16 protein-coding genes are annotated in these 19,348 nt (G+C 62.8%); 10 read left to right on the top strand and 6 right to left on the bottom strand.

The annotated features are described in order from the left end of the window. Window positions 1-8: 8 nt before the first annotated feature. Entirely contained in the window at window positions 9-2,594 is a 2,586-nt protein-coding gene (locus FJ867_RS06805; protein ID WP_140625594.1) for an AAA family ATPase, read from the bottom strand. 215 nt (window positions 2,595-2,809) lie between these two features. Here FJ867_RS06805 and FJ867_RS06810 point away from each other — a divergent pair, with 215 nt between their 5' ends. The 5 genes from FJ867_RS06810 to FJ867_RS06835 all read left to right on the top strand — a co-directional run bounded on the left by FJ867_RS06810 (window position 2,810) and on the right by FJ867_RS06835 (window position 7,119). After that, window positions 2,810-3,082 (top strand): DUF4242 domain-containing protein, encoded by a 273-nt coding sequence (locus FJ867_RS06810; protein ID WP_140500909.1) that lies wholly within the window; start codon window positions 2,810-2,812, stop codon window positions 3,080-3,082. Window positions 3,083-3,500: 418 nt separating this feature from the next. Continuing rightward, window positions 3,501-3,998, top strand: a complete 498-nt coding sequence (locus FJ867_RS06820; protein WP_140816841.1) for a hypothetical protein — start codon at window positions 3,501-3,503, stop codon at window positions 3,996-3,998. A 57-nt stretch (window positions 3,999-4,055) separates the two neighbouring features. Further along, window positions 4,056-4,262, top strand: coding sequence for a DUF1127 domain-containing protein (locus FJ867_RS06825; protein ID WP_140525446.1), 207 nt, complete (start codon window positions 4,056-4,058; stop codon window positions 4,260-4,262). Between the two features lie 176 nt (window positions 4,263-4,438). Continuing rightward, on the top strand, window positions 4,439-5,839 hold the full coding sequence (locus tag FJ867_RS06830; RefSeq protein ID WP_140513849.1) for a lipopolysaccharide biosynthesis protein: 1,401 nt from the start codon (window positions 4,439-4,441) through the stop codon (window positions 5,837-5,839). Beyond that, on the top strand, window positions 5,839-7,119 hold the full coding sequence (locus tag FJ867_RS06835; protein ID WP_140525444.1) for a GNAT family N-acetyltransferase: 1,281 nt from the start codon (window positions 5,839-5,841) through the stop codon (window positions 7,117-7,119). The genes FJ867_RS06830 and FJ867_RS06835 overlap by 1 nt, the downstream gene beginning before the upstream one ends. A 577-nt stretch (window positions 7,120-7,696) precedes the next feature. Here the strand turns inward: FJ867_RS06835 and FJ867_RS06840 are convergent. Beyond that, window positions 7,697-7,930: a polymerase gene (locus FJ867_RS06840; protein WP_140500900.1), complete on the bottom strand. Its 234-nt coding sequence runs from the start codon at window positions 7,928-7,930 to the stop codon at window positions 7,697-7,699. A 336-nt stretch (window positions 7,931-8,266) separates the two neighbouring features. On the opposite strand from FJ867_RS06840, the gene FJ867_RS06845 reads away from it, so the two are divergent. Continuing rightward, window positions 8,267-8,470 carry a hypothetical protein gene (locus FJ867_RS06845; protein WP_140500899.1) on the top strand — a complete coding sequence of 68 codons (204 nt, stop codon included), beginning with the start codon at window positions 8,267-8,269 and terminating at the stop codon, window positions 8,468-8,470. Between the two features lie 185 nt (window positions 8,471-8,655). On the opposite strand, the gene FJ867_RS06850 is transcribed toward FJ867_RS06845, so the two are convergent. Continuing rightward, on the bottom strand, window positions 8,656-8,865 hold the full coding sequence (locus tag FJ867_RS06850; protein ID WP_140500898.1) for a hypothetical protein: 210 nt from the start codon (window positions 8,863-8,865) through the stop codon (window positions 8,656-8,658). Between the two features lie 549 nt (window positions 8,866-9,414). Between FJ867_RS06850 and hsdR the strand changes: the two genes are divergently transcribed. Genes hsdR through FJ867_RS06870 form a run of 4 tightly spaced genes read left to right on the top strand, consistent with a single transcriptional unit; the run spans window position 9,415 to window position 16,270 of the window. Continuing rightward, window positions 9,415-12,915 carry a type I restriction-modification system endonuclease gene (hsdR, locus tag FJ867_RS06855; protein ID WP_140816843.1) on the top strand — a complete coding sequence of 1,167 codons (3,501 nt, stop codon included), beginning with the start codon at window positions 9,415-9,417 and terminating at the stop codon, window positions 12,913-12,915. Window positions 12,916-12,924: 9 nt separating this feature from the next. Then, on the top strand, window positions 12,925-13,380 hold the full coding sequence (locus FJ867_RS06860; protein ID WP_140816845.1) for a hypothetical protein: 456 nt from the start codon (window positions 12,925-12,927) through the stop codon (window positions 13,378-13,380). After that, a complete protein-coding gene (locus FJ867_RS06865) occupies window positions 13,377-14,861 on the top strand; it encodes an N-6 DNA methylase (RefSeq protein WP_140816846.1) in 1,485 nt (494 codons plus the stop codon). Before FJ867_RS06860 ends, FJ867_RS06865 begins: the two co-directional genes overlap by 4 nt. Next, window positions 14,858-16,270, top strand: a complete 1,413-nt coding sequence (locus FJ867_RS06870) for a restriction endonuclease subunit S (RefSeq protein WP_140816848.1) — start codon at window positions 14,858-14,860, stop codon at window positions 16,268-16,270. Before FJ867_RS06865 ends, FJ867_RS06870 begins: the two co-directional genes overlap by 4 nt. Before the next feature lie 518 nt (window positions 16,271-16,788). On the opposite strand, the gene FJ867_RS06875 is transcribed toward FJ867_RS06870, so the two are convergent. From FJ867_RS06875 to FJ867_RS06885, 3 genes are all read right to left on the bottom strand, one after another. Next, complete coding sequence (locus tag FJ867_RS06875; RefSeq protein WP_140816850.1) at window positions 16,789-17,682, bottom strand: hypothetical protein; 894 nt, start codon at window positions 17,680-17,682, stop codon at window positions 16,789-16,791. 23 nt (window positions 17,683-17,705) lie between these two features. Next, window positions 17,706-18,410, bottom strand: coding sequence for a hypothetical protein (locus tag FJ867_RS06880; RefSeq protein WP_246675021.1), 705 nt, complete (start codon window positions 18,408-18,410; stop codon window positions 17,706-17,708). Between the two features lie 99 nt (window positions 18,411-18,509). Next, window positions 18,510-19,157 (bottom strand): recombinase family protein, encoded by a 648-nt coding sequence (locus tag FJ867_RS06885; protein WP_140816852.1) that lies wholly within the window; start codon window positions 19,155-19,157, stop codon window positions 18,510-18,512. Window positions 19,158-19,348 lie beyond the last annotated feature (191 nt).

Consider the following 19,348-nt stretch of genomic DNA (forward strand, 5'->3'; position numbering starts at 1 on the left):
CTACGTGCTCAGATCAGCCCGGAATCGCGCGCGGCGGCGGTCGCCTCGCCACGCGAAATGGCGTCCAGCTTGCCCAGCACCGCCGAGACATGATGATCGACGGTCTTCGGTGAGATGGTCAGGTGCTCGGCTATTCTCTTGTTGGAAAAACCGCGTTCGATCAGTTGCAGGACCTGCATCTGGCGCAGCGTCAGGCCAGCTTGATTGGCGCGCGTGCTCTGCCGCGGTCCCCTTGCAATGTTATTGACGCCATTCTGCCGCATGACGGCGCGGACGTGCTGGGCGACCGGCCGGGCACCGAGCCCCTCGAATATATCCAGGGCCAGGCGCAGGGCCGGCTCGTCGCCGCGCAGCAGGGCGAGCGCCTGCTCGAACGGAGCACCCAGCCGGGCCCACAGCGTCGCGGCACCGTGCCAATCGCCGGCGAGCAGCAGGCGATAGGGCTCCGCCATGCCGGTCGTATCGCCAGGGTCGCTTTCAGGCGACAAGAGCAGCCGCCAGACGGCCAGTTCGGCGAACATCGCCCTCGTCGGCGACAGGCTTTCTGCCAGCTCGATCAGGCGAAGCGCCTCACTGGCGTCGCCTTGCCCAAGCCATGCCAGTTCGGCCATCGACGCCGTGTAAGGCACCAGCCGCTGCAGCTCCATTCCCCTGTCCAGGAACCGCTTCATTTCCTCCAGCACCGGCCCAGCCGGATCGCCTCGCCTTATGCGCAGTTTCGCCAGCGCGACCAGGGATGGGTAACGCACCAGGGCTGTCGTTGCAGCATCGTCGATGACGTCGAGAGCCATGGCCGCCGCATCGTCCCAAAGGCCGCGTCGCAAAAGCAGCTGCGCCTGCACGCCCCGCATATAGTCGCGCCAGGTCGCGAGGTCGTTCTCAACGCAATAGGCAATGCCGCGGTCGAGAAAGGATTGCGCGCGCACAAGATCGAGCTGGTTCATTTCGGCGCAGGCGCAATTGGTGAAGCCGCGTGCCGCGTGCTCCTGGAAATTCTGCACGAGTGCGATTTCAAGGCTGCGGGCGAGGTGCAGCCGGCCCTTGGCCAGGTCAAGCCACTGCTCGGCCGAACCAAGATTGTTGAGCGCGTGGCAGATTATCTCCGGCTTGTTCAACCGTTCGGCCAGAGCGACTGCCTTGCCGCCAAGCAGCAGCGTCTCATCGAGCTTCTCGGCCAGCATCGCCAGCTGCGAGAGATTGGAATAGGCCATGGCAAGCTCCGGACTGGCAGGCGCCTGTTCCAGCAGTTCCACTGCCTGGGCCCCGAACAGGTCCGCCTGTTCGCGGTCACCCACCAGATAGGCGAAGCGCGACAGGCATCTGAGGCTGTCGCCCTCCCTGAGCGTGTCGCCCAGCGCCTGCTGTAGCCGGCGCGCCTGGCTCTGCGCCTCGATGGCCGCATCGATGCGGCCGATCAGATGGCATTCAAACGCATATCCTTCGTAAAGCCTCGCCCGGTCGCTCATCGGCAGGCTGTCGGCATGCCGCAAGGCGACCTCGTAGTAGCCGGCGGCATCGCGATGCGCGCCGACGCGGGAAGCCTCGCGCGCTGCGAGCGGGGCAAGCTCGCGCACCGCCTCAAGATTCTGGGCCTCCACCGCATGGTGCACAAGCCTTGCGGTAGTCACCTCGGCGTTTTCCTGCAGTGCGGAAAGCGCGCGTTGGTTGAATTCGCGCCGACGGCTCGAGGTCAGCGCCATCTCGATGGCGCGACGGGCGATCTCGTGCCGGAAGGCGTAGCCATCGCCGAGATCGTCGAGCAAGCCATTCGAGACACATTCCGCCAGCTGGCCGGCGCTGGCGACGCCACAGAGGCCGCGCAGCGCCCAGGCATCGGCGCGGCGTGGAAACACAGACACCGCGTCGAGCATCGAGCGCGCTCCCTGCGACAGGCGCTCGGCACGCGCCAGCACGGCGTCGCGGACGCTGGCCGGCGGGATCATCTCGCTTTCGGCAGCCAGCAATTCGGTGACGAAGAAGGCGTTGCCCGCGGTGGCGCGATAGATTGCGCTGCCGTCGCGGTTGGCTGCTTCGGCAAGCGACAACACCGCCGCCTCGCTGAGCAGTGGCACTTCGATGCGCTGGACGTTGCCGGCTGGAATTTCGCCGAGCACCCGGCGCGCACGCATCTGCCCTTCGCTGCGGTCGGTGCGTGCCGTGAACAGCACCAGCATATGCGTGTTGGTGATGCGCCGGCCCAGGAAACGGACGAAATCCAGGGTCGCGTCGTCGGCCCAGTGCATATCCTCGATGACCAGCAAACCCGGCCGAGACCTCGCCTCGAAAACCTCGAGAGCGTCTGAAAACAGGGGCAGCCGCTGACCTTGGCGGTCGTCGATTGCCCGGGGCAGTGCCCACTGCGCGTCCCGGGCCAGATCATAGAGCGGTCCCAGCGGATCGGGAATCGACAGGTCCTCGCAAGCGCTGCGGAATATGGAAACGTGCTGCCCGGCACGGGTTACGAACGCCTCGACGAGTGCCGTCTTGCCGGCGCCGGCCTCGCCCAGCAATGCCGCCACGCGGCCGCGACCGCGCGCGGCCTCCGCGAGCAGTTCCTCCAACTGATCGAGTTGTGCCTGCCGTTCCAGAAGCATCGTCACTGGCCCATAAGTATCGTCGTCCCTCGACCCTTCTCCAAAATACCCCCGCTTCGGTATCCGCAGTGTGGCTCCCAGACCAAACGTCGAAAACATAGGGAATCGTCCCGCGCAATATGGGGAAAGGCTCCGATGTGCGCTTTCGACGATCGTGATTTTTCTCCAACCGCGCTCATTTCGAGCGTGAATCAGTCACAAAAGGAAGCCACTCCATGCCTCGCTATCTGATCGAACGGACATTCCCCGACGGGCTCAACGTGCCGACGAACGACGTCGGCGCGACGGCGCTCGGCGGCATCATCATGCGCAACGCCGAGAAGGGGGTCACCTGGCTGCACTCCTTCGTGTCGCCCGACAGGAACAAGAGTTTCTGCATCTACGACGCCCCCTCGCCGGAGGCGATCCGCAGCACGGCGCAGAAGAATTCGCTACCGGTGGACAAGATCACGGAGGTGAGGGTCCTGGACCCTTACTTTTATCGCTGACCCTATGGACCAAGGATGGAACAATGAGCGTGAGATCGTCCTGGGCAGCGATGGGTGTCGGCTTACCGTGCTGTTTCCTCCCGAAACGGCAGCCGCCGTCGTGGCGTTCGACCATGCACCCTCCCGGCGTGGTCTCGCATCGCGGATTGTGTCCGCGCTGCTCGCGCCGTTGCGAAGCCGGCGCAGGCGCCTGCCACCGCAAGACGATTATTTAAGGCGGGACGTCGGTCTGCCGGAGCACGAGACGCAGCGGGACTACTGGGAATACTGGTGGTGGCATCAATGAGACCGCCGCCCGGCTAGAGACGGACGGATCGGACCCGTCCCGCAACTGACGATCCAACGCGCAGGCAGGGCAGCAGGGCCTTACTGGCCGGTCCTGCCGCCTGCGCGTCACCAACAACCAATGGAGAATAAAATGAACGTCAATTTCTGGCGCCTTGCCGCGCTGTCCATCATGGCGATCGCCGCCACTGCCGCATCTGCGGAGAGTGGCAATCGGCTGGCAGCCGAGGTGCGGGCGGCCAACGGCCGCTTCGTGAATGTCGCGGCGGCCACCGCCGAGGGCTATGCGCCGATTCCCTGCGCCAGCGGCATCACCGGCGGCGCCATGGGCATTCACTACGTCAATGGCGCCTATCTCAAGGACGATGCCGTCGACCTCGCCAAGCCGGAGGCCGTGATGTACGAGCCGATGGCCGATGGCAAGCTGAAGCTGGTGGCCGTCGAATATATCACCGCGAAGGGTCCCGCGTCGCTCGAAGGCCAGCTGTTCAACTTCGACAGCGCTCCCAACCGCTACGGCCTCGGCCCCTTCTACGAACTTCATGTCTGGGCCTGGAAGCCGAACCCGACCGGCGCCTTCGCCGACATGAACCCGAATGTCTCATGCGACGCCATGAAAAAGGCCGACTGACGGCACCGCCTGCCGGAACAGTGCCGGCAGGCCTTTTACGCGTCGCGAGGAGAAACCATGCCCGAGATAGCTATCTTCCTGGCAAGGCTGCGCGCCCCACCATGGCGGCTGATGGCCATCCTCGCTTGGCTGGCGCGCGGACGGCGCCTCCGACATGAGCGGCGTCACCTGGAGGCGATGCCCGATTTCATGCTGAAAGACATCGGCATCAGCCGTTCCGAGATCGACTATGTCGCAACTCACGGCGAAGCGCGCCGCTCTTAGGCTTGGCTGGGAGTTGGAACGACAGAGCGCCTGTCTCCCACTTGCGGCATGGAACCCACACCGGTCGTCCTCGCTCGCCCCTCTGCCATTGTGCATGCCTCTCCCACCCACCCTTTCTTAAGGTGTCTCCGCTACACCAAAGCCTGAAAAGAAGCGGAAAACGGAGAACAATCGGGGTGCGCTTTTCCGCGGCCACGACAGCCGGGCGGTTCTTGCCGCAGCGTTTGGCGCTGCGCGTGGAGCCGTTGCTTGGCCGCGTCGACGCCGTGCTGTTCACCGCCGACGAGCGCGGCGAGGCCGGCCGCATGTCGGTCATTGCCTTTTCCATCCGCATCGTCAGCGCCGTCATCGCCTTCGTCAGCCAGGTGTTGATGGCACGCTGGATGGGCTCGTTCGAATACGGCATCTTCGTCCTTGTCTGGGTGACCATGGTCATCGTCGGCAATCTCGCCTGCCTCGGCTTCCACACCTCGGTCATCCGCTTCATTCCCGAATACCGCGAGCGCGGCCTCATCGACGAGTTGCGCGGTATCGTCGTGGCCAGCCGCCTGTTCGTCCTGATCGCTTCGACGGTCATCGCCGGGCTCGGCGCGCTCGGCGTGTGGCTCGCTTCGTCATGGACTGAAAACTACTATGTCCTGCCGTTCATCCTCGGCGTCATCTGCCTGCCGATGATAGCGCTGTCGGATCTGCTGCAAGGCCAGGCCAGGGCGAACAGCTGGGCGCTGTTCGCCCTGGCGCCGACCTATCTGATACGGCCCGTGCTGATCCTGCTGTTCATGGCGCTGATGCTTTTCGCCGGCTACGCGCCCGACGCGAAGACCGCGATCTTCGCCTCGATCGCCGCCACTTACGTCACCACGCTCGCCCAGCTTATCGGCGTCACCCGGCGCATGGAAAAGCAGATTCCGGCCGGGCCGATGAAGGTGCATTTCGCACAATGGTTCATTGTCTCGCTGCCGATCTTCCTGGTCGAAAGCTTCTTTTTCCTGCTCACCAATGCCGACGTGCTGATGGTCGGCGCCTATATGGACCCCAACGACGTCGCCGTCTATTTCGCCACGGTCAAGACACTGGCGCTGGTGCATTTCGTCTACTTCGCCGTCAAGGCAGGCGTCGCTCAGCGCTATGCCCAGTTCACCCATGGCGAGCCGGAAAAGCTCGCCGCCTTCGCCCGCGAGACGGTGTCGTGGACCTTCTGGCCATCGCTCGCCATGGCGCTGCTGGTGCTGGCGCTTGGCAAACCGATGCTGATGCTGTTCGGTCCCGAATTCACATCGGGTTATCCGCTTCTGTTCCTGCTCGTCTTCGGCGTCGTGGCGCGCGCCGCCGTGGGCCCGTGCGAAAGCCTGCTCACCATGAGCGGCAACCAGAATGTCTGCGCCGCCGTCTATGCCATGACGCTGGCCTTCAACATTGGCCTGAACGTGGTGCTGATCCCGCTCTTCGGCCTGTGGGGCGCCGCAATGGCCACCGCCTTCGCCATGATCTTCGAGGCCGGCGCGCTGTCCTTCACGGTCTGGCGCAAGCTCGGCATCGTCATGGCGATCTTCGTGCCAGCCAAAGGAGCCGCGTGATGGCCGCCATCCCCTTGCTCGAGGAAACCAGCGGCGGCCCCGCCGGCGCCATGGTGTCCGGCCTTGCCGGACTGGGGCGCGACACCGACCCGGCCCATATCGAGATCCTCGCCAACAACCGGCCCGAGCGGAAACTGGCCATCTATCCGGCGTCGGCCGGGTTCGACCTCGTCGAGGAGCTGGATTATCTGTGCGCCCGCACCATCGAGCCCAACGTCTTCTTCAACCCGCGTTTCCTCGCGCCCGCAATGCCCCGGCTGGAAGACCGCGAGGTGCGTCTGGCCGTCATCCGTGACGGCGATGAATACCGCAACCGGCTACGCCTTCTGGTGCCGTTCTCGGTGGAGCGGCCGGTGGTGCCGCTCGGGGTTCCGGTCATGCGCACATGGTCGAGCCCGTTCGGCCCGCTCGGCACCCCGCTGGTCGACCGCGACGATCCGGTCGGTGTCCTCGAGGATTTCTTCTCGATGCTGTCGCGCCCGCATCTGAAGCTGCCGAAAGTGTTCGTCCTGCCCGACATCAGGCTCGACGGCGCGGTGGCGAGCCTGGTTGCCACTGTGGCCGAAACGCGTGGCCTGATGTTGGTCACCACCGGTCACGCCCAGCGTCCGCTGCTCGAGAGCGAACGCGACGCCGAGGACTATCTGAAGGCTTCGCTGCGCGCGCACCATTACCGCGAGTTCCGCCGCCTCAAGCGGCGGCTGGGCGACCTCGGCAAGCTTGAACATGTCGTGGCGCGCGGCCCCGACGAGATCCGTCACGCCATCGAGAGCTTCCTGACGCTGGAGGCGGCCGGCTGGAAGGGCCGCGAGCGCACGGCCATGGCGATCGACCGCTACCGCGCCGCCTTCGCCCGCGAGGCCGTGCACAGGCTGGCCGAGCAGGACCTGTGCCGCATCCATTCGCTGACGCTCGACGGCCGCACCATTGCGTGCCTGATCGTCTTCGTCGAAGCCGGCGTTGCCTACACCTGGAAGACGGCCTACGACGAAACTCTGGCCGGCTATTCGCCAGGCACGCTGCTGATGATCGAGGTGACCAGGCAGCATCTCGACGACCCCAACATCATGATGACCGATTCCTGTGCCGTGCCCGACCATCCAGTGATGAGCAGGCTGTGGACCGAGCGCAAGCCGATGGGCACGCTGGTGATCGGCCTGACGCCGGACGCCGACCGTCTCGCCCGCCAGGCGGCCTCGCAACTGCATCTCTACCGGGAGACCCGCAACATGGCCCGCCTGCTGCGCAACCGGATGAAGAGCCTGCTCAAGAGACGATAGACGCGCTCGCATCTTCTGGATCGCGTGGATGCTTGCTTCAAGCCTGAGCATTTGGTTGCTTCATGGGATAAACAGTCACTGTATTGATAGCGTTTATTCGCCAGCGCCTGCTTGAGCAACAGTCACAATCTTTCAACAAAGCGCGACAAAGGTGATGCGATTTTGGGTATAATTCATGTCGCTTGCCGGCGGCGCATCCGTTTTTCTTCAGCGCTTTTCCTCGTGGCGGACATCAGAATTAGCTAATTCATTCGAACATATAAAGGACATTCACGGAACTTAAGTGGTAACATAAGACCTTTGGGACCAGACCCTGGGACTTTGGTCCGCCTTCACGAAATCCGGCAGCGAGCATGAGGCTAATCTTCATTGCTCTTCAGGAACTTGAAACGGCCGACCAGATCTAACTTGAGCCACTCGTCCTCATTCTTCCCCGTCGCTTTCGGCGGTGGCGCGCGGATTGCGAGGAACAGGCGCTGAACGCGAGAAATCCACCTGCCGGAACCAGCGGGGGAGCCGCCAATGGGAAAGCTGCGGGCGCCAGAATCCTGGACGCGAAAAAGCCCGCCACGGAGCCCTACGGGGACGGTCTTGGGCGAGCGAGCGCCATGTCGAAAGTGTCCGGCAGATGAGGATGCGCGCCGGTCCGTCTCACCGAAGCCGTGGTCATCGCGTCGACCGGGAGAATAATCGACATGCGAGCATAGTGGTCCGGCCACAGCGGCTTTCCAAACAGGAAGAACACGATCGCGAGAAAACAAATCAGCAGCAGGACGGCGAAGGTGTTCGCGATGATCTCGCCAAGCTGCATGTCTTTCTCCCCGAAGTCGGACACCCGCCGCTCGCAGCAACGGCGGGCGTCCAGGGACCGTCGATGAAGGGACTTTACTCGACGGCTTCCACGCCAATGAGGAACGGCGGCTTATGTTCAGGGTTTAGGACCAATGCGTCGATGCTTCGGACTTCAGTCCCAATTGCGGGTCCGAGGAGAAGGAGACAGTCTGCCTTTCGCACCGGCTAAGCCCTCCACCCAAGGTACCTGACAGCCGGGAGCACAGCCCGGCCTGCTCGCCAAGTGCCGAACCTACCGCCAAAAGCAGGCCGGGCTCCTTCTGTCGATAGTCAAGATCGTCGCCCAACGGGGAAAATGACCAGCTACAAGGTGGAGGAAATCCTGGGCGAGAGAATTATCGGCACGCACGAGGTGGCGGCTTCAAGTCCCGCAGGGGCTGCCAGACGGGCAACCGGTCATCCGATGCAACCCCGCATTCCAGGCGCGCTGTTCGTTCGGGTCACCAGATCGGAGGACGGCACGGTCGCCGAATTCAGCTTCGCGGGATTTCCTTGTTGAACCCGGATGTCGTCGGATGGGACGGCACGAGTGGCGTTTCTTGCGACTATGGCCGGTGTCTACGCCGACCCATTGGCGCGGTTCGGCGTTGATGAAACCGCCGGCTCACCCTAACCGTTTGTTTTCACGTGGATTCCGAAGCTCGTCGATGAAACCGTTTTGACCCGACTTGCACCAGAATTGCGCTAGCGTCCCAGCGGCTGTCTGGATGCCGAAACCAATTCGTCTTCGTCCCTGATCCCGGCCATGTAATTCGCGATTATGCGGGATGAAATCGCTTCGCGTTGCTGGGCCGATCGGGCGTCGAGCTTCAGCCTGTCGAACACGCGGCCAAGCAGGGCCACTTCGGAGGAATCGAAGACGCCAGCCTCCTGAGCTTTCTGACGAATCGGCATGAGTTCCTCCCTTCAGATAAATAAGCAACAACTGATGCAAGGGGCAATCTCAAGGCCTGATATATCCACACCGAGGAACGGTCAGGCGGCCAACATAGGTCCTGAAGCGTGAAAGCGGCTACCGCATTGGACAGGCCGTCCTGCACCCTGCCGAGCCGCTCCCGGATGTCGCTCTTGCGATATCGGCTTTAAGCGGCGCACGACAAACTCGAGCACCATATCCGCAGTGCCGAAACGCCGATCGGGAAATTAGCGGCAGACGCATCGAAGCGGCGACTGAAATGGTGCCCCTAGCCGGGCTTGATCGACCAAATCGAACCGGACTTTGTGGCGCGGTATTCAGTCGGCAATTCAACAGGATAAGGGAGGTCGCCCCCTGAAGCTTCTAAGCTTCGTCGTACCTGAATGAGTAGCGGTGGTCGTACCTCAGGTCAAGGGCCATCTAGCCCCTGGCTGGCTACGAACGCGATCCGCTCCGGGCAAGAGAATGCCGGCAAATACTTTGATGATCCGGTAAGCAGAATGTGCAACATTGCTTCGGGGGGAGTAATGAGCGGCACCTCGAACTTCTTGTTTCTGGCAACTCACGACCAGCGTCTTGCCACGCTCGGGGCGTTTGCGGAACGCTATTTCCGCGACGATCCTTCCACTGCGATCTTCAAGTTGCGGCAGTTCGCCGAGTTGATGGCCAAGTTGATTGCCGCGAGCCATGCGGCCTATCGCGACGAGCGCGAGACCTTCAACGATCTGCTCCGAAGGCTGTCCTGCGAGCGCATCATTCCGAGAGAGGTTGCCGATCTCTTCCACGCGCTGAAGAACGTCGGCAACGATGCCGCTCACGAGATCAAGGGCTCCCACGGACTTGCCCTGATCGCTCTGAAGAACGCTCGGTCGCTGGGTGTCTGGTTCCACTGTACCTATGGCAGGCAGCCCGGCTTTAACCCTGGTCCCTTCATCCCTCCGGCCGAGCCGGTCGACGCCACAGCGCCACTGCATGAAGAGATCGAGGCGCTGCACCGGAAGATCGCGGAGAGCGAGGAGGCAATCACCATCGCCCGCCGCGACGCCGAGGAGCAAGTCCGCGTCCGCGAGACGGTCGAGGAACGGTTCAAGCGCGAGGCCGAGGATCGGGCGGTATGGGAGCAGCTTGCCCACCAGAGCGAGACCGAGAAGTCAGCCCTTGTTGCAAGGCTCACAAGCCTCCAGGCGGGGCTGGCGGTTCCGCCTCAGTATGGGTTCAACGAGGCGGCCACTCCCTTCCCTGCGTTCGAGCCAACGGAGAGCGAAGCCTATCAAGCGGCATTCGCCGCCAAGCTCGCCAGCATTCAAGCCGAGGCCGCAGTCGCGCCACGCTCCGAAGTCGCCAAACTGGTCGAACGTGGCGAGGAAGCCGCCACCAAGATCGAACTCGACGAGAGCCAGACCCGCGCTCTTATCGACCAGCAGCTTCGGGATCGTGGCTGGGAAGCCAACACGAAGACACTGCGCCATAGTGCCGGTGTCCGCCCCGCCAAGGGCCGCAACATGGCGATTGCCGAATGGCCGACCGCCAGTGGCCCGGCCGACTACGCTCTCTTCGTCGGCACGACGCTGGTCGGCGTGGTGGAGGCGAAACGCCAGCGCAAGAACGTCTCAGCAGCCATTGACCAAGCCGAACGCTACTCGGCCGGGATCGGCGACAGCGGCGATTTCGTCAAGCCGGGCGGACCATGGGGCGAGTATCGCGTACCCTTCGTCTTCGCCGCGAACGGACGCTCGTATCTGAAGCAGATCGAAACCGCGAGCGGCGTCTGGTTCCGCGACACGCGGCGCAGTGCCAATCATCGCCGCGCGCTGGTGGACTGGCTGACACCAGAGGGATTGGCCGGGCTTCTGGAGGTCGATCAGGACGCCGCCATCGCCGCCTTGAAGACCGAGCCGTTCGAGTTCGGTTTCCCGCTCCGGCCCTATCAGGAAGGGGCCATACGGGCCGTAGAGACTGCCTTGGCAGCCGAGCAACGCTCAATGCTGGTGGCTATGGCGACCGGAACCGGCAAGACCAAGCTCGCCATTGCTCTGCTCTACCGGCTGCTGTCGGCCAAGCGGTTCCGTCGCATCTGCTTTGTCGTCGACCGTAGCGCGCTCGGGCACCAGACCGAGGGCGAGTTCTCTACCACTAAGGTCGTCTCCGGCAAGACCTTCGCCGAAATCTTCGGCCTGAAGGGCCTGCAGGACGTGACGCCGGAGCTGGAGACCAAGGTCCACATCTGCACCATTCAGGGACTGGTCAAGCGCGTGCTGTTCGCCGACACCCCCGAAGCCCCGCCGGTCGACCAATACGACCTGATGGTCATCGACGAGTGCCATCGTGGCTACCTACTGGACCGCGAGATGTCCGACGCCGAGTTGAGCTTCCGGGGTCAGGACGACTACATCTCGAAATACCGGCGCGTGCTGGAGTACTTCGACGCTATCAAAATCGGGCTGACCGCCACGCCCGCGCTGCACACCACCGACATCTTCGGGGACCCGATCTTCCGTTACTCCTACCGTGAGGCGGTGATCGACGGTTACCTGATCGACCACGAGCCGCCGATACGCATCGAAACGGCCTTAGCGCGGGCAGGGATCAAGTTCGAGAAGGATGAGCAGCTCGACCTCCTAAACACCCAGACCGGCGAGATCGACCTCGCCCGTGCCCCCGACGAAATTCGCTTCGAGGTCGATCAGTTCAACAAGCAGGTGATCACGCCGGAGTTCAACCGCGTCGTCGCCGAGGAGCTGGCGAGGCACATCGACCCGGCGCTTTCCGGCAAGACGCTGATCTTCGCTGCCACCGACGCCCATGCCGACATCGTGGTGAGCGCAATCAAGAAGGCATTTGCCGATGCCTATGGCGAGATCGACGACACGGCGGTGAAGAAGATCACGGGCAGCGTGGATAAGGTGCAGAACCTGATCCGGTCGTTCCGCAACGACGCCAATCCACAGATCGTGGTGACGGTCGATCTGCTCACCACCGGCATCGACGTGCCGAAGATCACCAATCTCGTGTTCCTGCGCAGGGTCAACAGCCGCATCCTCTACGAGCAGATGATCGGGCGGGCGACACGCCAGTGCCCAGAGATCGGCAAGGACGTGTTCCGCATCTTCGATGCCGTGGACCTCTACCCGCATCTCCAGGACCTGACCGACATGAAGCCGGTCGTGGTCAATCCCTCGATCACTTTCGAGCAGCTCGTGCGCGAACTGGTCGAGGCGACCGAGGATGCCCATCGCAACACGATCCGCGAGCAGCTTGCCGTGAAGCTGCGCCGTCGCCTGAAGAAGCTGCCCGAGGAGGCCCGACAGAAGTTCGAGGCGGTTGCGGGCGAGACGCCGGAGGCAATGCTAAGGCGTCTATTGGCCGACGATGCTCCGGCACTCGCGGCATGGTTGAAGGATCGTACCGCCGTCGGCCCGATCCTGGACTGGCAGGGCGATGGCGACAACCCGCGCTTCGTCCCGATCTCGCACCATGCCGATGAGGTGGTGGACGTCACCCGTGGCTATGGTGAGGCGAAGAAGCCGCAAGACTTCCTCGATAGCTTCTCCGCCTTTGTTCGCGGCAACGTCAACACCATCGCCGCGCTGAAGCTGGTCGTGACGCGCCCGCGCGATCTGACCCGCGCCGACCTGAAGGAGCTTCGTCTCGCGCTCGACCGCAATGGCTATTCCGAAGCCAATTTGCGCCGGGCCTGGGCGGACGCGAAGAACGAGGAGATCGCCGCCTCGATCATCGGATTTGTCCGCCAGGCCGCCATAGGGGACCCGCTGAAGCCCTATGCCGACCGGGTGCGAGCCGCCATGCGAACCATCACGGCGAGCCGGGCATGGACCGAACCTCAGAAGCGGTGGCTGAAGCGCATCGGTGAACAGATCGAGAAAGAGGTCATCGTCGACCGCGAAGCCATCGACAAGGAACCCTTTATCGCCGATGGAGGGTTCAACCGGCTCAACAAGGTGTTCGGCGGCGGGCTCGAAACCCTGCTCGCCGAGATCAACGAAGAATTGTGGAAGAAGACCGGCTAGGGGTTCGCAGTGTCGTACATTCCAATCATTGCTGCGCTGCTGGGTGCGTTGGGAGGAGCCGTTGGCGCAGGATTTGCCGCTTACTTCTCGGCCCGCGCAGCATTTCGGAATGTCCAAGCTACGAACATAGCTCAGGCGACTTTCAAGAAAGCGGAGTTTCGGCAGACGTGGATCAACTCCCTGCGAGATTGTATGGCGGAGTTTCAAGCGTACGGAACCACCCCGAATGTCGACCCTCGAAACGAGCGGGAGTTCTATCGCTTGGGAACTAAGATCGAGCTTTTGATGAATAGAGCAGACCCGGATTTCGAGGCACTCCACGATGCGATGTATGGCTATCTGGCCGCAGACGGTCTGTCGGATAAATACCGATTGAACGCGGCTTACGTCGAGCTGTGTCAGCGGATCTTGAAGCGTGAATGGGAAGTGCTGAAGAGCGAGCTTGAAAGGAACACCACAGCATGACCAGCACCACCGACATCGTCGCCAAGCTCTGGGGCCTCTGCAATGTCCTGCGTGACGATGGCGTCACTTACAACGAGTATGTGACCGAGCTGACTTACCTGCTGTTCCTGAAGATGCTGGCAGAAGTCCGGGATCAGAACGGCGCTCTGCGTGAGAACCGCCTGCCGGACAATTACCGCTGGGGCTTGCTCGCAAAGCGCGAGGGCATGGAGCAGCTCGATTACTACAAGGCAATGCTTCTCGATCTCGGCAAGGCCAGGGACGGGCTTGTCCGCGCGATCTTCATCGACGCCCAGACACGCCTCCGCAAGCCTACAAACTTGAAGGCGCTGACCTCCAACATCGACCAGTTGGACTGGTTCTCGGCCCGCGAGGAGGGTCTGGGCAACCTCTACGAAGGCCTGTTGGAGAAGAACGCCTCCGACAAGAAGTCCGGCGCCGGGCAGTACTTCACGCCGCGCCCGCTGATCGACGCCATCGTGCGCCTCATGAAGCCGCAGCCGGGTGAGACAACGCAGGACCCGGCCGCCGGCACCGCAGGCTTCCTGGTCGCTGCCGACCGTTACATCAAGGATCACACCGACGACCTCTACAAGCTGCCGGAGGCGCAGGCCTTCTTCCAGCGACACAACGCCTTTGTCGGGGCCGAGCTTGTGCCCGACACGCACCGGCTCTGCATGATGAACCTGCTGCTGCACGGGATCGAGGGCGGCGTGGAGAACATCGACACGCTGTCGCCGGATGGCGAGGCGCTGCCGAGGGCGGACCTGATCCTGACCAATCCGCCGTTCGGCACCAAGAAGGGAGGCGGTCGCCCGACCCGGTCCGACTTCTCGGTTACGGCTGACACCTCGAACAAGCAGCTTGCCTTCGTCGAACACATCGTCCGCGCCTTGAAGCCCGGTGGCCGTGCTGCCGTGGTGGTGCCCGACAACGTGCTGTTCGAGGACAATACGGGCCGCCGCCTCCGCACATGGCTGATGGACCTTTGCAGCCTGCACACGGTCCTGCGCCTGCCGACGGGCATCTTCTACGCGCAGGGCGTCAAGACCAATGTTCTGTTCTTCCAGCGGGGCAAGACCGACAAGGGCAGCACGAGCGCCGTCTGGGTCTATGACATGCGGGCCAATATGCCCGCCTTCGGCAAGACCCGCCCGCTCACGGTGGCTGACTTCGCCGAGTTCGAGGCCGCCTACGGCACCGACCCGAATGGCGGGGCAGAGCGCGAAGATCAGGGCGAGGAAGGCCGCTGGCGCAAGTTCAAGCGCGAGGCTATCGCTGCCCGGAACGACAATCTCGACATCGCATGGCTGCGCGACACTGAGGTCGAAGCCGAGGAGGCGCTGACCGAGCCGGAAGACATCGCCGCTGCGATCATCGGCCATCTTAAGGCCGCTCTTGAGGAGATCGAGGCGCTGTCGGAAGAGATCGGGCCGGATAGCGTCGAGGAGGCAGCTGCCATCGCGGAGGCTGCGGAATGAGCGAGGAGCGATGGGAAGTACCGACGTCTTGGGCGTGGGCCTCTATCGGTGAGATAGCCAACGTTGTAGGTGGCGGTACGCCGTCGACCGGCGACGACAACAACTTCGTCGAGCATGGCATTCCGTGGCTAACGCCCGCTGATCTTACAGGATATCGGGACGTTTACATCTCCCGTGGGCGTCGTGACCTTAGCGAGAGGGGGTATCGGACCAGTGCAGCCCGCATCGTGCCGGCGGGAACGGTATTGTTCTCATCGCGAGCGCCTGTTGGGTATTGCGCCATTGCGGGTGGAGAGATCAGCACAAATCAGGGGTTCAAGAGCTTCGTTCTAAAGAACGGGCTAAGTCCAGAGTACACCCGGCACTACCTTCTGGCTTCGGTGGACTACGCTGAAAGCAAGGCGAGCGGGACAACCTTTAAGGAGTTGTCGGGCAGCCGCGCCGCCGAACTTGCGGTTCCGGTTGCACCGATCCCCGAGCAAACGCGGATCGTGACGAAGATCGACAGCCTCACCGGCAAATCGAGACGCGCCCGCGATCACCTCGATCACATCCCCCGTCTCGTCGAGAAGTACAAGCAGGCCGTGCTGGCGGCGGCCTTCACAGGGGACTTGACGCGGGAGTGGCGCGAGGAAGGCCCACTTACATACGATGATCGCGGCATAGACAGGCGCCTCATGAACCTCGGCGTCCTGCCCGTAGGATGGTCGTGGACCTCAATGGGCGCCGTAGCACAGATCGGTGGCGGTCTGACTAAGAACGCTTCCCGCAGCTCCTTGGCACTTCGTGTGCCGTACCTTCGCGTCGCTAACGTCTATGCCAATGAGCTACGGCTGGATGAGATCACAGAGATCGGTTGCACCGAGGGTGAATATCAGCGAACGCTGTTACAGCCCGGAGACCTCTTGATCGTGGAGGGCAATGGGAGCCTCGACCAGATCGGACGTGTCGCGCTTTGGAAGGGCGAGCGGCCGGGATGTACGCACCAGAACCATCTGATCCGCGCTCGCATGGGAGACGATGTCATACCGCCATACACGCTCTTCTGGCTGCTTTCGCCGCAGGGGCGCAACTCTATCGAAGCAGTGGCATCGTCGAGTTCAGGCTTGCATACCTTGAGCGTCTCCAAGGTCAGCGGCCTGCCAATTCCGATTTGCTCCAAGGAGCAACAGGAAGAAATCGTCCGTCGCATCGAGGTCGCCTTCAAGTGGATCGACCGTCTTGCAACTCATACGGCAAGCGCCCGCAGGCTGATCGACCATCTCGACCAATCCGTCCTCACCAAAGCCTTCCGGGGCGAACTTGTACCGCAAGACCCGACCGACGAACCCGCCAGCGTGCTGCTGGACCGGATCAGGGCAGGACGCGACGTAGCTCCGAGGGGAAGACGCGGACCGCGAGGTCGATAGTCGAGCTGGTTGTAGCCGGCTCTTTGGGCGATGACTGGTCGGCGATCCTCGTGATCAGGATCAGCGAGCGGACACGAGAGCCACCAGAAGTGCAACTCATGGTCACCTGCTTCACGCTGGGTCGCAATGACGGCCCTTTTCTGGTCGACCTGAGCATTCTCGACACCTTAGAAGACAACCATTTCCCGGCGAGCAGAAGCGAGCCCCACAGAGGGCGACGAGAGGACGACCATCATGCCCTCCTACCGGACGGTAGGCACTCATGATCTGACCTCTCCCTTCACTTCCGATTGGCTCGCTCCGCTCGCTTTGTGATGGTCCTCCTCATCATCCTGTCACCTTCAGCCAATTCTTCACCTCATTTCACGTCGGCCTTCGGTCGCCATCGTTCCGAAGGTTCCGAAGTGTGCCGTGAAGCGTCCTTGAAGGGACGAACCCCAGGTGGGAACGATCTGTGGTCTTCCCGTCCGGGGTCTTCCGCACATGCGGAGCCAGCAGGTCACCTTAAGGTGTATATCTTAGCGAAGACCCGGAATTGTTTGACACGCGAGCGCCTTGGCGTGGTGTGACACAATCTGCCGGGACTTTCCGAGGAGCCGGGCTATTTCGGCCGGGGTCTTGCCTTCATCGAGAAGGCGCCGGACATCTTCCCGAAGTGTCGATGGGCGGCCGCGCTTTGGCTTCGGCTTCTCAACTGGCTTCGGCCAACGAGCATCGAGCCACGCCACCCCCTCAGGAGACAGGACATCGAACTCAATCCCCGCTCGGGACTTCATCCGTCTGCCGAACCCTGCCTGAATTGCCCATGTGGCGAGACGGACCGTGGTCCGATAGTCGGGCTTGGTGTCGCCTAGCCAGTCGCCATCGCTCTCGCCCTGCGCAACCACGGACGGGATCATTCGGACTTCGATCTCCGGCTGAAGCAGATGAAGGCCGAGCATCACGTCCCGAGCCTTCCGAGGACCCATGCCCTTCGATTGCGCGTAAGCAGAGATTACTAGCCATTGGTCGCCGATTTGCCCAAGGTCGTTCGAGCCGGCGTCGAGAGCGTCGATGCGAGAGGCTCCGTCCAGCGAGGCCTGGGTCGCCCCGAAGTTGGAATAAAGCGCCCGCCTTGCCTTTCCCCGATAGACCCGCTGCACGATCTCCTTGAAGTCGATAGGCTTGCCCCCGACGAACCTTCGCCCGGCCATGAAGATAGACCAGTCCCGGTTCACCCCAAGCGACCCCGGCAGCAAGCGAGAGCGATAGCGGTCCATCGCCTCATGGTCTGAGGTGCGGCTCGGCTCACCAGCTCCAGCCTCGGCCTCTAAGCCTCTCCTGCGTCGCTCATTGGCGCAGAAGACGCACTCGCAGGTCATCCATTCAGTCGACGATCTGGGCTCGGCCTGAGGGACCTCGGCCGTTGCCATCGCGCCCACCTCCTCGGCTCCTATCATCGGTTCGACGACTGCCTGAAGAGGTCCGAGCCCCGATGCTCGACAAGAAGCTCGCAAGCCTTCTCCAGCGCGTCGCCCATGTGCCGCAGCACGCGTCCCCGGGGCCTCGGATAGACGTGCAGCTCGGTCGCGGTCGGACCCTCGCCCCACCGCTTGTGCGTCCCAGACGCCATCCGATGGACGAGCTTGGCGGCCTGCACCTGCTTGAACTCGGCTTTGCGCTCGGCCTGCGGGTCGTTGCTGATGATCATCTCGACGGCCAGCCACACGGCGACCACACGGCGTGGGTCGGTGTCGGCCTTCCGTAGCCGCGCCCAGGCGGCCTTTGCACGATCCTGTGGTGACAGCCCACGCAGCCGGAAAGCCTCTACGTGGGGCCCTGCGGTCCGCAGAAGCGTCGCCACCCGATCGACCGCATTTGCCACGTAGGTGTCGCTCTGGTTAACCTCAAGCCAGGCCTGGGCGGCGGCCCGATAAGGGTTGATCTCCTGCGCCCTATACGAGGCTCTGTAGGGGCTTCCGTGGCGGGCATAGTGATCAGCATGAGAACGGCAGAACCGCGTGTCCAGACCGTCGCCTGTGCCAGCACGAGCAGGTCTGCTGCACCCGACCACACGGCATCGGGTGAACATCGCGCTGGGCTCATTCGCCCGGCCTTTCAAATCGGCCTTCCGCTCACGTTTGGCCGTCCAGTTGGTCACGTCATCATCCTCAAAGTAGCCACCCCGCATAGGCGGAAGGGCAAGCGTCTACTGCAGCACGATCTGCGCGGACAAGCGGGCAATGTGTCCCAGCCTCGATTACTTAGCGGCGGAGTTCGCCAATGGATCGCCGGCAGGCGTAACTCGCTTTGCCAGCTTCGCCAGTGTCGACCGCGAGCAGTTGGTGGCCCGCACAATCGTGTTCCAGCTCTGCCCTTTCCGCAGCATGTCCAAGATGGCCTTGTTGCGCTCTGCGTCCTCGGGGCGTCCCTTCATGCGCCCCTCGGCCTTCGCCTTCGCGATCCCCTGAGCCTGGCGGCGGCGGCGGTCGTCATAGTCCTTGCGCGCGATGGCGGCGAGCATGTCGAGCAGCATCCCGTTAATTGCATCGAACATCCGCCCGGTGAAGGCATCCTCGCTCTTCATCATCATGTGCGAGGTCGGCAAGTCCAACGCCACCACCTTCACCTCACGGTCCTTGATCTCTCGCTTGAGCAGCTCCCAGTCCTTGTCAGACAGGCGGCTCAGGCGGTCGACCTGTTCGGTCAGCAGGATGTCGCCGGGCTTGCTGTCCCGCAGCAGCCGGAACAGCTCCGGCCTGTGCAACGATGCTCCGCTCTCGTTCTCCTCGTAGGTGGCCGCGATGGTCAGGCCACGCTCCCGACAGAACGCTTCAAGATCACCTCGCGCGCGCCCGGCGTCCTGCTCCTTGGTCGAGGCCCTGAGATAGGCTCGGATGAATGTCATGGTGCCCTCCAGTTCGATTTGACTGGTTCGCTAATAAGTGGTTCGATTTACCCGGTCAAGAGGCATTTATCGAACCTGTCTCGACCCGGTTCGGAAAGGGCACACCTTGGCAGACCAAGGCATTCTGTCGCAAAGCGCGGTCTGGATCACTCGCGGGCGAATAGCGCCTTGGCTGGCTTATGTTCCCAGGT

Origin of the sequence: Mesorhizobium sp. B2-5-3, from assembly GCF_006441005.1 — a bacterium.
Taxonomy (GTDB): domain Bacteria; phylum Pseudomonadota; class Alphaproteobacteria; order Rhizobiales; family Rhizobiaceae; genus Mesorhizobium.